A 14,533-nucleotide genomic window follows, 5' to 3' on the forward strand; every position below is an offset into this window, starting at 1 on the left:
ATGGCCGGTATGGACACCCACAGAGCCGCTCCCACGGTCGGCTTCGACCTCGACCTGACCCTCCTCGACACCCGTCCCGGCATCAAGGCCGCCTTCGAGGTGTTCTCCGCCGACGTGGGCGTCCCGATCGATGCCGACCTGGTCGTCAGCCGGCTCGGCCCGCCGCTGGCGCGGGAGCTCGCGCACTGGTTCCCGGAGGAGCGGGTTCCGGAGATGGTGGTGCGCTACCGGGAGTTCTACGGGCAGTACGCCATCGAGCCGACCGTCCCGATGCCCGGCGCGAGGGATGCGATTCAGGCCGTTCGTGACGCGGGCGGCCGGACCGTCGTCGTCACCGCGAAGAACGAGCTGCACGCCAAGCAGCACCTCACCCACCTCGGCATGGAGCCCGACGCCGTCGCCGGTGAGCTGTTCGCGGAGGGCAAGGCGGAGGCGCTGCGCGCGCACGACGCCGGGGTCTACGTCGGCGACCACGTCGGCGACGTGCGCGGGGCCCGTACCGCGGGCGCCGTGTCGGTCGCCGTCGCCACCGGCCCGTGCAGCCCGGAGGAACTGCGGGCGGCCGGCGCGGACGTGGTCCTCGCCGACCTGACGGACTTCCGCCCCTGGTGGGAGCGGTACGTGGCGGACTACCGCGGCTGAGCGGCCGCCGCGGCCGCCGCCTGCACGGCCCGCGCGCGGCGCCGCTGGGCCCCGATCGAGCGGAGCACTCCGGCGGCGGCGATCAGGAAGCCGACGCCCATCAGCATCGACACGAGGTACGCGACCGTCGGGAACGGATCGGTCCCGAGAAGCAGCGGAGCCACCGTGACCAGGGTCGCGACCGCGCCGACCATGAAGACGATCGCACCGGCGCGGACGAGTCCGTCACCGGGCGCACTCTCGTCAGACGCCCGTCCGGAGCTGTTCACGGGGCCTCCACGTCGGTTGGTGTGCATGTGCTGCGATGGTGTGAGTGTGATGGTACCGGCGCGTGAGACTGCCGCCACGCTTGCCTTCGGCATTGCGGGGACAGACCCTGACCGCCACATGGCAATCAGATGGGTGTGGACGACCGCTGCGTATCCGGCCGCCGCATTGCGTGTTGTGCTCGCGGAATTCCCGAATCCAATCCGCGCTGTCGTCTCGTTGGCTTGCGAGCAGCAGGCGGAGGATTTCCGCAACGCAGGAGACGACCTCGCGCACTCAACGGCTGAAACGGCGTGTGTGTTCTGGCGCGTGTGGGTGAGTACTACGGGCTGCGGTGCGGATCGATGGCGGGGCGAACGGAATGGCCGGGGTCGAATGTGTGACCTCTTCGGTGTGTGGTCGTTGAGGTGGGTGACGGGGTTCGATCGGGTGGGGCGCGGGGGTGAGGGTATGCGTGAGTTGTCGGCGCCGTTCGTTGCCCTGGGCCCTTCGGGGGTGTCGATCCGCACCCGCCTGAAGTGCCTGACGGCTGGGGACGAAGAGGTGCTGCGTCTGGTCGGTGCGCATTTGGGAACGCTGGCCGGTCGTGATCTGAGGCGGCGGTGCACTGAGGGACTGGAGCATTCGGCGGAGACGTGGGCAGCGCGGAAACGGGCGTTGACCGGGGAGTCGTCGTCGCGCTGGGCCGGGTCGATCACGAGGGCCACTCATGATCAGTGGGCGCTGTCCCGTAGGGTCCAGCTCGCCCACATCCAGGGGCTGGAGGCGGATGTCAGGACAGTCGCGCACCGGTTGTCCCTGCCGGTGGGAAAGAAGGGCTCGAAGCGGGCTCCGGGTGGCTATCGCACTCGGCAGGAGTGGTTCGTCAAATCCCGGCGTCTGGGCGTGCTGGAGGACCGGCTGGAGCGGATACGGGCCGACTGGGGGGCCGGTCGTGTCCGGGTCGTGCGGGGTGGCAAGAAGCTGGCTCGTACCCGTCACCATCTCGACGCCGCCCAGCTCACCGAGACGGAGTGGCGACAGCGGTGGGAGGCTGCGCGCTGGTTCCTGGCCGCGGATGGTGAGACGGGCAAGCGGTACGGCAACCAGACCATCCGAGTCACCCCCGACGGAGAGGTGTCGCTCAAGCTCCCGGCCCCGCTGGTCCATCTCGCCAACGCCCCACACGGTCGGTACGTCCTCACTGGCACCCTGGTGTTCCCCCACCGGGGTGACCAGTGGGCCGACCGTGTGGCCGCGAATCGCGCGGTCGCCTACCGCATCCACCACGACATTGAGCGCGGACGCTGGTACGTCACCGCCTCCTGGACGATCCCGCCGGTCAGGACGGTGCCGCTGGATGCGGCGCGGGCGGGCGGCGTGATCGGGGTGGACACGAACGCCGACCACCTGGCCGCCTGGCGGCTCGACCAGCATGGCAACCCGTGCGGCGAGCCGCGCCGTTTCTTCTACGACCTGTCCGGACCTTCGTCTCACCGCGACGCCCAGGTCCGGCATGCGCTGACCCGGCTTCTGCACTGGGCTCGGGGGCGCAGCCTCACGATCGCGATCGAAGATCTCGACTTCCAGGCGGAGAAGACCCGGGAGAAGCATGGCGGGCGTAAGCGGTTCCGGAAACTGATCTCCGGCATGCCGGTGGCGAGGCTGCGGGCCCGGCTGGTGTCCATGGCTGCCGAACTCGGCATCACCATCGTCGTCGTGGACCCGGCGTACACGAGCAAGTGGGGCGCTGAGCACTGGCAGAAGCCCCTCACCAGCAAGAACAGGAAGACCACTCGCCACGACAGTGCTGCCGTGGCGATCGGTAGGCGCGCCCTCGGGCACCGTATCCGGCGACGGACGGCACCGCCCCGCGACGACCAGAGCGATCGTCGCGGGCATCGGACCGCCCAGGCCGGATGCCAAACCCGAGGACGTGAGGAAACCCGCCCCCGTATTCCCGGACCACGTACACGATGCGTGCCGCCGGACGCGGAGCGAAAGCGGGCGACCAGGGCACCCAACACCGTTCGGGATGCCCGCAGTGACCAGGAATGGATCCAAGACCCACTCCTGCTCGCTGGATAGGAACGGTTTCGTTACGCATTCGGCCACGGAGTCGGGCCACAGCGTCTCTGATCAGCTGAGTTTCCATCACTAGAGATCCGGAGGGGAATGGGACAGCCTGATGCGCCGCGGTGACACCCGCGTACGGTGGCGGCGTGACAACCGAAGACCTGGGGCGGACCCTGCGTCGTCTGCGCCGTCTGGCGGGACTGACGCAGGAAGAACTGTCGGAACGTTCGAACGTGTCCGTGGACGTGATCCGTCAGCTTGAGCAGAGACGGAAGCACTCGGCACGTCTTCCCACCCTCCACGCCCTGGCGAACGGGCTCGGCGTGGAGCTGACGACGCTGTTGGGGGACCCTCCGGCGGTCTTGTCCCAGGGGGAGGGCGACGGACCCAAGTTCGTGGCGATGCGGCGTGCCATCATGCCCGTGCTTGGGGGGCCCGAGCCGCGACCGCCGGCCTCCGACTTCTCCTTGGACTCCCTGAGGGAGCAGATCGCGGACGGTTGGACCCGCTATCACGGGGCCGAGTTCGACTCCGTGATGGATGCTCTGCCCGCCCTGATCTCCGGCGCCCGTTCCGTCACGGCCTCTGACGACCAGGACGACCGCAAGGAGGGCTTCGCGGCCCTGGGCAAGGCGCTCCAGCTCGCCGGACATGTCGCGGTGCGGATGGGAAAGACGGACCTCGCGCTGATCAGCCTGGAGCGGGCCATAGACGCAGCGAGGCAGTCCTCGAACCCGCTGCTGCTGCCCATGCTGGTGAACTCCACGGCGTGGACCTACCAGCGCCAGGGACGACTCGAAGACGCTCTGGCCATTGCTCTGCGTGCCGCTGACGACATGAAGGGCGCGGGGCTCACCGACACGGCTGACGGCCTGAAGGTCTGGGGCGGGCTGACGATGAGCGCCGCCACGTCGGCGGCAAGGAGCGGGGACTATGACCGTGCGGCGGATCTCATGGGTTACGCGGAGAAGGAGGCCGGCCGCGTCTCCAAGCTGCCGGAGGGCGGCGACAGCCGCATGGTGAGCGTGTTCAGCCCGTCGTCGGTCCGTATCGAACGGGTACGTCTCGCCGTCCAGTACGGCCACCCGCACGACGCGTTGGAACTGGCCAAAGGGATGCGGCTGAGCAAGGACACCCCGCCCTCCTGGCGGACATGGCTGCTGCTGGACGTGGCGCGCGCCCATACGGACATCGGGGATGCCGCCGGAGCGGTCAAGACCCTGGAGTCCCTGCGCAAGGTGGCGCCGACATGGATGCAGCACCACACGCTGGCCGTTGCGATCGTCCGTGATTTGTGGTCGCTCCCCAACCATCCCCCGGGGCTGCGGTCGTTGGCCGAGTTCCTGGGAGTCGTCAGTTAAGGGAGCAGAACTATGACGTTGCGTCCCTGTAAGCACTCACGCTGAGCCGATTGCATGAGTGGTCAGTGCTCCGGAGGCCGCGCGAACGGCCCCGGAGCTCGGCCGACCGCAAGGAGTCAACAGCGTGAACGCTACCGCGCAGAGCTCACTGGAACAGACCGCGCCCCTTGATGTGCAGTCGATGCGGGAGACGGCCCGACGGCTGCTGGGGGAGGACGTGGAGAGCCTGCCCGTGGAAGAGGTGGACAGCCTGACCCAGGCTCTCCGAGGGATGATCATGATCGCCATCCCCGAGGTCGCCGCAGCGGCGGACCGATACCTCAAGGGCGAGATCCCCCGCGTCTGCGCCCTGGTCGGCATCGAGGAAGCCAAGCGCCGGCTCCGGGCCCGTCCCGTCCCTGCGATGTCTCCCTGGGCGCTTCGGCAGGCCCAAAGACTCGCACGGTCCGTCATGGCGCTCACCGATCACTACGTGAACCTCGGGGGGACCCTCTGATCCACGACGGTGGGCCGACCGTCGTCGGACCCTTGAACCATGGTCTGGAAGTACCGCACCTGCTCGCCGTGGCGGGACATGCCCGCCGAACTGGGTTCGTTTCACGTCACCGTGGGCCAGGCCGGTGACGCACCAGCCTTCTCGGCGGTCATGGCCGGAATCCGGGTGGCAATGCGCACCGACAAGCTTGCCCTGGCCTACCCGGCGGCCCTGCACCTGGCGGCTGTCTTGATCTGGGCTCGTCGCTGAGCTGGGTGATCACGACGGCTCGTGCACGACCAGGCGCGAGTGGCGCCCCGCGAACGAGCTGCGCAACGCCCGTGCCTCGCGGTTCCGTGCAGCGAAGACTCCGTGCTTGTCCACGTGTATGACCAGGACGTTGTAGCTGTCGATGACCCCGGAGATGCCTCGTGTCTGGATGGTGTCCCGCCAGGCATCCGTGTTGCGGCCGAACCACTCTGGCAGTCCGCAGGGCTCGGTGACGGCGTCCCAGAAGTCATCGAGCGTCTCGATCGACCGCCCCCGCAGGTCAACCACCAGTTCCGACTCTGTTTTCCTGGCCATCGCAGCAGAATAGCCACCCCTCACCCAGCAGGGCGGCGGTCCGAAGAGCCAGGCTCTAGGGGCGGGATTAACCCTGTCTGTCCCGGGGGAGAGCCCCAGTAAGGTGGGCGAGGGCATTTCCCCCGGCGCCCTGGAGTGTCCGGGACCGATAGAGGGAGCGTGTGCTTTGCCGACTGGCAAGGTCAAATGGTTCAACAGCGAGAAGGGCTTCGGCTTTCTCTCCCGCGACGACGGCGGCGACGTCTTCGTGCACTCGTCGGTGCTGCCCGCCGGAGTCGACGCCCTGAAGCCGGGGCAGCGCGTGGAGTTCGGCGTCGTCGCCGGGCAGCGCGGTGACCAGGCGCTTTCCGTCACGGTCCTCGACCCGGCCCCGTCCGTCGCCGCGGCGCAGCGCCGTAAGCCCGACGAACTGGCGTCCATCGTGCAGGACCTCACCACGCTCCTGGAGAACATCACGCCGATGCTGGAGCGCGGCCGTTACCCCGACAAGGCGCACGGCAAGAAGATCGCGGGCCTGCTGCGGGCGGTCGCCGACCAGCTCGACGTGTGAGTCCTCGACGTGTGAGCCTGTGAGTCCTTCCCGTCCGCTTACGGGAAACGGAGCGCGTCCGGGCCGAGGGGCGGGACGAGTCCCTCGGCCGCGGCGCGCGTGAGCAGGCCGCGTACCGCCGCGTACCCGTGCTCGCCGAGGTCCGCGGTGAACTCGTTGACGTAGAGACCGATGTGCTGATCGGCCACCTTCGGGTCCATCTCCTGCGCGTGTTCGAGTACGTACGGGCGCGAGACGGACGGGTCGTCCCAGGCCATCCGCACCGATGCGCGCGCCGACTCGGCGAGCCGCCGCAGCAGGTCCTCGCCCAGCGAGCGCTTGGCGACGATCGCGCCGAGCGGGATGGGCAGGCCGGTGGTGTGCTCCCAGTGCTCGCCCATGTCGGCGAGCGCGTGGAGCCCGTACTCCTGGTACGTGAATCGGGCCTCGTGGATGACGAGCCCGGCGTCGACCTTGCTGTCCCGCACCGCCGGCATGATCTCGTGGAACGGCAGCACGACCACCTCGCCGACCCCGCCCGGGACGCTGTCCGCCGCCCACAGCCGGAACAGCAGGTACGCCGTCGAACGTTCGCTCGGCACCGCGACCGTCTTCCCGGCCAGGTCCGCCGCGTCGCCCGCCTCCCGGGTCAGCACCAGCGGCCCGCAGCCCCGCCCCAGCGCGCCGCCGCAGGGCAGCAGCGCGTACTCGTCGAGGATCCACGGCAGCACCGCGTACGACACCTTCAGGACGTCGTACGGAGCGTCGCCGCGCTCCGCCCAGCCGTTGGTCAGGTCGATGTCGGCGAAGGTCACGTCGAGCCGCGGGGCGCCCGGGACCCGGCCGTGGGCCCATGCGTCGAAGACGAAGGTGTCGTTCGGGCAGGGGGAGTAGGCGATCTTCAGCTTGGGGTTGGGGCCGAGGTGGGGGCTGGGGCTGGGGCTGGGGCTGGGGCTGGGCATGACGGGAACTCCGAGTCCACGAAAACGGTGCGGCTGAGCTGCTGGAAGGCGCCCCGCAGGGCGCCCAGGGCCTCGCCGATCCGCCAGGCGGCACGGTCGCGCGGGCCGACGGCGTTGGACACGGCCCGCACCTCGACGACGGGCACGCCGTACGCGGCGGCCGCCTCGGCCACCCCGAAACCCTCCATCGCCTCGGCGACGGCCCCCGGATGACGGGCCGCCAGCTCGGCGGCCCGCGCGGCGGTGCCGGTCACGGTCGACACGGTGAGCACCGGCCCGGTGACGGCGTCCGGGAGTGCGCCCGCGATCCGGTCCGTGAGGGGCTTCGCCACCGGGTGCGCGGAGCGCCCGAAGCCGAGCTCCTCGACGGAGAGGTAGCCGGTGGGGGTCTGCGCGCCCAGGTCGGCCGCGACGAGTGCGTCGGAGACGACGACGGTGCCGACGGGGGCGTACGGGAGGAAACCGCCGGCGATCCCGGCGGAGACGACGAGGCCGTACGGGTGGTCCTGGGCGGACGCGAGGGCGGTCGCGGTCGCCGCGGCGGCGGCCGCGGGGCCGACGCCGCCGGCCAGGACATCGACGAGGACGTCCGCGGTGCCGTGGCGGCGCAGGGTGTGGCCGCCGGGCAGCGGGAGGACGGTGTCCGTTCCGGGGTACGACGCGAGGCCGGCGGCGACGGAGTCCGCCTCCGCCGCCACGGCCGTCACGATCAGGATCCGGTGGGTCACCGGTGGATCAGGAGTCCTTCTTCTTCAGCTCGAAGTGCCAGATGCCCTTCACCGTCTTGCCGGAGTTCTCGACGATCGTGACCTGCGTGTTGTCGGTCGTCTCGCCCGTCTGGGTGGAGAAGAAGGCGCTGGCCGGGATGGTCCGGTACGTCTTCTTGAACGGCTCCGGCTCGGCCGCCTGGCCGCCCAGGAAGATCGTCCAGCCGTTGTCGGCGATCTCCGGGTCGACGCCGAAGCGGATCTTGTCGGACGGGTCGACGGAGATGGAGTGGTCGGCCTTCTCGTTCAGACAGGTGGCGATCTGCTTCGGCGGCAGGCCTTCCTTGTCGTCGGAGTAGCAGGCGGCCTCGGAGTTCACCGACTTGGACCCGACCGTCACGGTCGCAACCGGGGTCGGCTTGTCACAGGCGGAGAGGACGAGGAGCCCCGCGGAGACGGCCCCGAGGGCCACGGCGGCCCGGCGGCGCTTACGGGTGAGGAACGCAACGGTCATGAGCCGAAGGCTATCGGGCCCCCGCCGTCCTGCCACGCGGGGGTACGGCGTGCCGCGCCATGCCGCACAGATGGGGCCCTACCGTCCCCGTTGTGGGCATTCGTCCCGCTGGGCGCGGGGGTCCCCCCAGGGCGAAGCCCTAGGGGGCGGGTGGGCGACACGGGACGGCGCCCCTGCGGGCGCGTTCCGCACCTGCGCCTGGACCCGCACCCGTACGGACCCGCACCGTCCAGGCCAACCGCTACGCGACCTTCGCCTTCTCCGCCCCGCCCTTCCGCCCCGGCTTCCGCGCCTCCGCCAGCAGGCCCCGCACCGCCAGCAGCCACCCCAGCGCCAGGATCCCCGACGCCACCGCCATCCCCAGCGTCCCGTTCAGCGGCAGCGCGATGCCGATCCCGCCGCCCACCACCCACGCCATCTGCAGCGCCGTCTCCGAACGGGCGAACGCCGAGGTCCGTACGAGCTCCGGCACGTCGCGCTGGATCAGCGCGTCGAGCGACAGTTTGGAAAGGGCCTGCGTCAGGCCCGCCACCGCGCCGAGGACCGCCACCATCAGCCCCCCGAAGAAGATCGCCGTGCAGATCGCCGTGGCGAGGACGATCGACAGCATCGTGGCGATGATCACCTCGGGCCCGTGGCCCCGTTCCTTGAGCGCCGAGCCGACCGCCGTCCCGCACGCGTTCCCCGCGCCCGCCGCCACCGCCACCATGCCGAGCGACACCGCCGCGCTCTGCCCGGGCAGCGGGTGCACGCGCAGCAGGAAGGCCAGGAAGAAGATCAGAAAGCCGGACAGCATGCGCTGCGACGCGTTCGCCTGGAGGCCGTGCAGGACCGCCGGGCCGACCGTCCGCAGGCTCGGTTTCTTCTCGCCGTGGGTCAGCAGATGGGCCCGCCGCTCGCCCCTCGCCGAGTCCACCTTGTGCGGCATCCGCAGCGCCCAGTACGTACCGAGCAGGAACAGCGCGCACGCGCCGTACAGCGGCCAGCCCGGCCCGATCGCCTGCAGCCCGGCGCCGATCGGCGCCGCGATACCGGTCGCGAGGAGGCCCGCCAGCGTCACCCGCGAGTTGGCCTTCACGAGGGAGAAGTTCGGTGGCAGCAGGCGCGGCACGACGGCGCTGCGCACCACCCCGTACGCCTTCGAGGCGACCAGGACGCCGAGCGCCGCCGGGTAGAGCTGGATCCCGCCCGTGGCGACCGCGCCGGACATCAGGACGGCCAGGACCGCCCGGGTCAGCATCGCGCCCGCCATCGCCGCCCGCCGGCCGTGCGGGATGCGGTCCAGGAGCGGGCCGATCACGGGGGCGAGGAGGGTGAACGGCAGCATCGTGATGGCGAGGTAGAGCGCGACCCGGCCGCGCGCCTGGTCGGTCGGGACGGAGAAGAAGACCGTGGTGGCGAGCGCGACGGTGATCATGACGTCGCCGGCGCCGTTCACGGCGTGCAGCTCGATCAGCTTGCCGAGCCCGGACTCGCCCGCCCCGTGGGCGTGCGTGGCCTTCCTGATGCCCTTCGCGGTGCCCGTGAACGGCAGGTGCAGGGCGCGCCCCACCTTCCGGCCCGCTCGGCTGAGCGGCCCGGCATGATCGTGGGATCGTGCGGAAGACCGTGCGGCTGCCACTCCGTCATAGTGCCCCACGCGGACGCTCGGCGAACCGTTGGCGGGGTTCGTCGGCGAGGCGCGACCGGCCCGGGGCGGGTCTCGGAGCGGCCCCGGTGCCGCACCGGCGCGGCCTGTCGGGCCCGTCGGAAGGCGTGCCGACGGGCCGCCGCGCGTCCGCGATACGGGCCACTTGGGCCGGGCAGGTGGGATGAGCGCTGCGAACGGGGTAGCGTGCGTTGCGCGCCACCGGCGGACGTTCTCGGCCGCGCGCCTCTTCGGCATCCCGCAGAATGGATGACGAAAGGTGTGCCCGAGACGCGCGAGAAGCACGAGAGACATGCCGGGCGTGGACGTCGATGCGGCCCTCTGGTCCGCTCCTCCAACGCCCGGGACTTCGCTCCGGCTGCTCGCTCGCGCTCCTCGGCCGGCGCACCCGTGAGACGGCGTAGGAGAGAAGCGAGACCTGTGAGTGCTGCGAGTGCTGCGACGACGCGAAGCCGTACCCCGCGAGCCACGCGTACCCCCGACCGCCTGTGCGCCGAGGCCGTAGACCTCGCGAGGGAGGCCGCCGAGGAGGCTGCCTGGCCGGGTGTCGTCGGCGAACACGTGGAGGTCGTCGCCGAGGGCGACCGGGTCGTCACGCACTTCTTCGAGGCGAAGGAGTCCGGCTACCGGGGCTGGCGCTGGGCCGTGACCGTCACCCGGGCCTCCCGGGCCAAGAACGTGACGCTTGACGAAACCGTCCTGCTGCCCGGCTCCGAGGCGCTCCTCGCGCCCGAGTGGGTGCCGTGGAGCGAGCGGCTGAGGCCGGGTGACATGGGGCCCGGGGACCTGCTGCCCACCGAGGCGGACGATCTGCGCCTGGAGCCCGGTTACTCGGGCGAGGACGCGCCGCCGCCGAACTCCGCCGTCTCGGAGGAGATGGTGGACCACCTCGACGAGGAGGACGCGGAGCTCACCTCGCGCGCCCGGTCGCGCGGCGCGATCGCCGCCGTCGCGGAGGAGCTCGGGATGCGGCGGGCGCGGGTCCTGTCGCGGTACGGGCTGCACGTGGCGGCGGACCGCTGGGACGAGGCGTTCGGCGCGAAGACGCCGATGGCGCAGGCGGCGCCCGCGACGTGCCAGTCCTGTGCCTTCCTGCTGCCGATGGCGGGCTCCCTCAAGCAGGCGTTCGGCGTCTGCGCGAACGAGTTCTCCCCGGCGGACGGCCGGGTCGTCTCGCTGTCGTACGGCTGCGGCGGCCACTCGGAGGCGGCGGTCATGCCGAAGCCCCCGCGCCCGGCGGCGCCGGTCCTGGACTCGATGGCGGCGGACGAGTTCCCCCTGCGCCCGGCCAAGGACTCGGGCTCGACGACCGAACCGGACGGCGTGTCGGAGGACCTGGGCCACTCGTAGGGCACCCCCTCCGGGGTGGGGCGGGCCGCGCCACCCCGCTGCGCACGGTACCTTCGGGCACCGGCCGGGGTTCGGAACCGGTCGGTACCTTCGAAAAGCACCGTCCCGCAGAGTGGAGTCAGGCGTGAGCGTCAGCGTCAGGACGTCGACCGACGGAACCGACCCCTTCGGTACCGCACGGCTCCGCAGAGGCGTGCTCGACGCGTGGGCCGCCGGGCCCGCCCGGTTCCGGGAGGACGCCAACGCCGAGGAGGACCTCGTCCTCGGCGGCTACCGCGACCGCCTGGTCGTCGAGCTGGCGCAGAACGCCTCCGACGCCGCCCGCCGCGCCGCCGTCACCGGCCGCCTCCGGCTGACCCTGCACCCCGCCGGCGCCGACGGCCCCGCCGTCCTCGCCGCCGCCAACACCGGCGCGCCGCTCGACGCCACCGGCGTGGAGTCGCTCTCCACCCTGCGTGCCTCGGCCAAGCGCACGGAGCGGGACACCGATGCCGACACCGGCGCCGTCGGCCGCTTCGGCGTCGGATTCGCCGCCGTGCTCGCCGTCACCGACGAACCCGCCGTCCTCGGCCGCCACGGCGGCGTCCGCTGGTCCCTCGCCGAGGCCCGCGAGCTGGCCGCCGACGTGGCCCGGCACAGCCCGGGCCTGGGCGACGAGCTGCGCCGCCGCGACGGCCACGTACCGCTGCTGCGCCTTCCGCTGCCCGCCGAGGGCACCGCGCCCGATGGCTACGACACCGTCGTCGTCCTGCCGCTGCGCGACGCCGCCGCCGAGGACCTGGCCCAGCGGCTGCTCGACTCCGTCGACGACGCGCTGCTCCTGACCCTGCCCGGCCTGACCGAGGTCGTGGTCGAGACCGAGGCCGGCACCCGTACCCTCAGCCGCGCCGAGCGCGACGGCTACACCCACATCGCCGACTCCGTCGAAGGAACCCGCCGCTGGCGCACCGTCAGTCACTCCGGCCCCCTCGACCCCGCCCTGCTCAAGGACCGCCCCACCGAGGAGCGGCTGCGCCCGCACTGGTCGGTCACCTGGGCCGTACCGGTGGACGCGGACGGCGCGCCGCAGTACCCGCGCACCGCGCCCGTCGTGCACGCCCCGACCCCCACCGACGAGCCGCTCGGCATCCCGGCGCTGCTCATCGCCTCGTTCCCGCTGGACACCGCGCGCCGCCACCCGGCGCCCGGGCCGCTCACCGACTTCCTCGTCGACCGCGCGGGCGAGGCGTACGCGGAGCTGCTCGCCGACTGGGAGCCGGTGGCCACCGGCACGCTCGACCTGGTGCCGGGCCCGCTCGGCAAGGGCGTCCTCGACGGGGCGCTGCGCGGCGCCGTACTGGAACGCCTGCCCCGGGTCGCGTTCCTCGCGCCCGCCCTCGCCTCCGAGGAGCTGCCCGCGCTGCGCCCGATCGAGGCGGAGGTCGTGGAGGGCGCGGGCGCCGACACCGTCGCCGTACTCGCCGAGGTGTTCCCGACGCTGCTGCCCGCCGGTCTGGAGCGCCGGGTCGAGCTGCGCACGCTCGGCATCGGCCGGCTGCCGCTGACCGAGGCCATCGACCGGCTCGCGGGCGTGGACCGGGCGCCGGAGTGGTGGTGGCGGCTGTACGACTCGCTGGCCGGGGTCGACCCGGACCGGCTGACCGGCCTGCCGGTGCCGCTGCTCGGCGACACCCGGACGGGCGCCGCGTACCCGGCCGGCGACGAGGAGGGCGCGCCGCAGGCCGCCGGGGTACGCACCACCATCGGCCCCCGCCAGGTCCTGCTGCCCCAGGAGCACACCCCCGTCGACCTGGCCCGCCTCGGCCTCAAGGTCGCCCACCCGGACGCCGCCCACCCGGTCCTGGAGAAGCTGGGCGCCGTGCCCGCGACGCCGCGCGCGGTGCTCACCACCCCGCAGGTGCGGGCGGCGGTCGCCGGCTCGCTCGACGCGGGGGAGATCTGGGACGAGGACGCCGACGCCCTGGACGCCGACGAGCTCGCCGAGACCGTGCTCGCGCTCGTACGGGACGCGGACCTGGCGCCCGGCGACGAGCCGTGGCTGGGCGCGCTCGCGCTGCCCGACGAGGACGGCGAGCTCGCCCCGGCGGGCGAACTCGTGCTTCCGGGCTCGGCGTTCGCCTCCGTGATGCGCGAGGACGAACTCGCCTTCGTGGACGCCGAGCTGGCCGAGCGCTGGGGCGAGCAGCCGCTCGCCGCGTGCGGGGTGCTCGCCGACTTCCAGCTGGTACGGGCCGCGGACCTGGTCCTCGACCCGGACGAACTGGAGCCGCGCGAGGGCGACTTCGCCGAGCCGGACGACGCGGGTCTGCTCGACGCCGTCGACGTGTGGTGCGAGGACGTCCTCGACCGCCTGCCCGAGACTCCGGTGCCGCCGGTCGCGACGGAGATCGTGGCCGTACGGGACCTGGACCTGGTCGACGACGACGCCTGGCCGCGCGCGCTCGCCCTCCTCGCCAAGCCGCCGCTCCGGGACGCCCTGACCCAGCCCGTACGGGTGCTGCTGCCGGACGGCACGACGGACACCGTCCGCTCGTACACCGCCTGGTGGCTGCGCGACCACCCCGTCCTCGACGGGCGGCGGCCCGCCGGTCTGCGCGCCGCCGGTACGGATCCGCTGCTCATCGGCCTGTACGACTCCGCCGACGCGACCGGGTTCGAGGACGAGCAGGTGCTGCGGGCGCTCGGGGTGCGTACCTCGGTGGCCGCGCTGCTCGACGAGCCCGGCGGCGCCGCGGAGCTCCTCGGCCGGCTCGCCGACCCGTCGCGCGAGGTGTCCGGCGCCCAGCTGCACGCCCTGTACACGGCCCTGGCCGATCTCGACCCCGAGCAGGTCACGCTGCCCGACGAGCTGCGGGCGGTGGTGGACGGCGAGCTGGTGGTCGTCGACGCGGCGGACGCCCTGGTCGCCGACGCGCCCGACCTGCTGCCGCTGACAGGCGGCCTCCCGCTGCTCCCGGTCGCCCCGGCGCGGGCCGCGGAACTCGCCGAGCTGTTCCAGGTCCGGCGGCTGAGCGAGGCGGTCACGGCCGAGGTCACCACGGTCGGCGAGGAGCACGAGGTCCCGCCCTCGGTCCACGCCCTCCTCGGCCCGGCCACCCCCGCCACGTACGTCGAACACGAGGAGCTCCGCGCGGCGGGCACCGAACTCGACTGGCGCCGCACCCCCGACGGCGTCATCCATGCCGCCACCCTGGAGGGCGTCGCCGCCGGCCTGGCCTGGGCGGCCGACCAGTGGCCCCGCCGTTTCGAGGTCGCGGCGCTGTTGGAGGACCCGTCGAGGACGGCGGAACTGGCGCGGGACCGCTGGTTCGACTGACCGGGTCCGGTGAGGCGGCCGCTCCAGGGCGGCCGCCCCCGGGGATACGTCTTGCCAAATAGTCTGCGCGCAGATAATCTCTACGTAGAGCAAGTCACGGAGACGACGTACAAAAAACGGGA

The 14,533-nt window shown here is 72.3% G+C and carries 13 protein-coding genes and 1 pseudogene; 8 read left to right on the forward strand and 6 right to left on the reverse strand.

Annotation, left to right across the window (positions count from 1 at the left end; genetic code table 11):
* The gene (locus tag AB0C73_RS01320; protein WP_362523256.1) at window positions 1-642 is read left to right on the forward strand and encodes an HAD family hydrolase; all 642 of its coding nucleotides are present in this window, start codon (window positions 1-3) and stop codon (window positions 640-642) included.
* Here the strand turns inward: AB0C73_RS01320 and AB0C73_RS01325 are convergent.
* On the reverse strand, window positions 630-836 hold the full coding sequence (locus AB0C73_RS01325) for a hypothetical protein (RefSeq protein ID WP_362523853.1): 207 nt from the start codon (window positions 834-836) through the stop codon (window positions 630-632). The two genes, AB0C73_RS01320 and AB0C73_RS01325, sit on opposite strands and share 13 nt — an antisense overlap.
* Before the next feature lie 523 nt (window positions 837-1,359).
* Here AB0C73_RS01325 and AB0C73_RS01330 point away from each other — a divergent pair.
* From AB0C73_RS01330 to AB0C73_RS01345, 4 genes and pseudogenes are all read left to right on the forward strand, one after another.
* The gene (locus AB0C73_RS01330) at window positions 1,360-2,976 is read left to right on the forward strand and encodes an IS200/IS605 family accessory protein TnpB-related protein (RefSeq protein WP_362523258.1); all 1,617 of its coding nucleotides are present in this window, start codon (window positions 1,360-1,362) and stop codon (window positions 2,974-2,976) included.
* Between the two features lie 134 nt (window positions 2,977-3,110).
* On the forward strand, window positions 3,111-4,325 hold the full coding sequence (locus AB0C73_RS01335; protein ID WP_362523260.1) for a helix-turn-helix domain-containing protein: 1,215 nt from the start codon (window positions 3,111-3,113) through the stop codon (window positions 4,323-4,325).
* 124 nt (window positions 4,326-4,449) lie between these two features.
* Complete coding sequence (locus tag AB0C73_RS01340) at window positions 4,450-4,821, forward strand: DUF6415 family natural product biosynthesis protein (RefSeq protein ID WP_362523262.1); 372 nt, start codon at window positions 4,450-4,452, stop codon at window positions 4,819-4,821.
* A 4-nt stretch (window positions 4,822-4,825) separates the two neighbouring features.
* Window positions 4,826-5,070, forward strand: a pseudogene (locus AB0C73_RS01345) (hypothetical protein); the annotation flags it as partial.
* A gap of 9 nt (window positions 5,071-5,079) precedes the next feature.
* On the opposite strand, the gene AB0C73_RS01350 reads toward AB0C73_RS01345, so the two are convergent.
* Entirely contained in the window at window positions 5,080-5,385 is a 306-nt protein-coding gene (locus tag AB0C73_RS01350) for a barstar family protein (RefSeq protein ID WP_362523264.1), read from the reverse strand.
* Between the two features lie 166 nt (window positions 5,386-5,551).
* Here AB0C73_RS01350 and AB0C73_RS01355 point away from each other — a divergent pair, with 166 nt between their 5' ends.
* Complete coding sequence (locus AB0C73_RS01355; protein WP_362523266.1) at window positions 5,552-5,935, forward strand: cold-shock protein; 384 nt, start codon at window positions 5,552-5,554, stop codon at window positions 5,933-5,935.
* A 38-nt stretch (window positions 5,936-5,973) separates the two neighbouring features.
* Here the strand turns inward: AB0C73_RS01355 and AB0C73_RS01360 are convergent, their stop codons facing one another.
* The 4 genes from AB0C73_RS01360 to AB0C73_RS01375 form a co-directional block, all read right to left on the reverse strand.
* The gene (locus AB0C73_RS01360) at window positions 5,974-6,876 is read right to left on the reverse strand and encodes a 1,4-dihydroxy-6-naphthoate synthase (protein WP_362523268.1); all 903 of its coding nucleotides are present in this window, start codon (window positions 6,874-6,876) and stop codon (window positions 5,974-5,976) included.
* Entirely contained in the window at window positions 6,816-7,604 is a 789-nt protein-coding gene (locus AB0C73_RS01365) for a futalosine hydrolase (protein WP_362523270.1), read from the reverse strand. Before AB0C73_RS01365 ends, AB0C73_RS01360 begins: the two co-directional genes overlap by 61 nt.
* Window positions 7,605-7,611: 7 nt before the next feature.
* Window positions 7,612-8,097 carry a DUF2771 domain-containing protein gene (locus AB0C73_RS01370; RefSeq protein WP_362523272.1) on the reverse strand — a complete coding sequence of 162 codons (486 nt, stop codon included), beginning with the start codon at window positions 8,095-8,097 and terminating at the stop codon, window positions 7,612-7,614.
* Window positions 8,098-8,338: 241 nt separating this feature from the next.
* Complete coding sequence (locus AB0C73_RS01375) at window positions 8,339-9,718, reverse strand: MFS transporter (RefSeq protein WP_362523274.1); 1,380 nt, start codon at window positions 9,716-9,718, stop codon at window positions 8,339-8,341.
* Window positions 9,719-10,165: 447 nt separating this feature from the next.
* Here AB0C73_RS01375 and AB0C73_RS01380 point away from each other — a divergent pair, with 447 nt between their 5' ends.
* Both AB0C73_RS01380 and AB0C73_RS01385 read left to right on the forward strand, forming a co-directional pair.
* Entirely contained in the window at window positions 10,166-11,095 is a 930-nt protein-coding gene (locus AB0C73_RS01380) for a DUF3027 domain-containing protein (RefSeq protein WP_362523276.1), read from the forward strand.
* Window positions 11,096-11,207: 112 nt separating this feature from the next.
* Window positions 11,208-14,411 carry a molecular chaperone Hsp90 gene (locus tag AB0C73_RS01385; protein WP_362523278.1) on the forward strand — a complete coding sequence of 1,068 codons (3,204 nt, stop codon included), beginning with the start codon at window positions 11,208-11,210 and terminating at the stop codon, window positions 14,409-14,411.
* Window positions 14,412-14,533 lie beyond the last annotated feature (122 nt).

The sequence above is a fragment of the Streptomyces sp. NPDC048623 genome (genome assembly GCF_040650755.1).
Classification (GTDB): Bacteria; Actinomycetota; Actinomycetes; order Streptomycetales; family Streptomycetaceae; genus Streptomyces.

What these genes read in the sequence shown, in the direction of transcription:
- AB0C73_RS01320 (WP_362523256.1), top strand. Translation starts at nt 1, where the DNA reads ATGGCCGGTATGGACACCCACAGAGCCGCTCCCACGGTCGGCTTCGAC.
- AB0C73_RS01325 (WP_362523853.1), bottom strand. Translation starts at nt 836, where the DNA reads ATGGTCGGCGCGGTCGCGACCCTGGTCACGGTGGCTCCGCTGCTTCTC.
- AB0C73_RS01330 (WP_362523258.1), top strand. Translation starts at nt 1,360, where the DNA reads ATGCGTGAGTTGTCGGCGCCGTTCGTTGCCCTGGGCCCTTCGGGGGTG.
- AB0C73_RS01350 (WP_362523264.1), bottom strand. Translation starts at nt 5,385, where the DNA reads ATGGCCAGGAAAACAGAGTCGGAACTGGTGGTTGACCTGCGGGGGCGG.
- AB0C73_RS01360 (WP_362523268.1), bottom strand. Translation starts at nt 6,876, where the DNA reads ATGCCCAGCCCCAGCCCCAGCCCCAGCCCCAGCCCCCACCTCGGCCCC.
- AB0C73_RS01370 (WP_362523272.1), bottom strand. Translation starts at nt 8,097, where the DNA reads ATGACCGTTGCGTTCCTCACCCGTAAGCGCCGCCGGGCCGCCGTGGCC.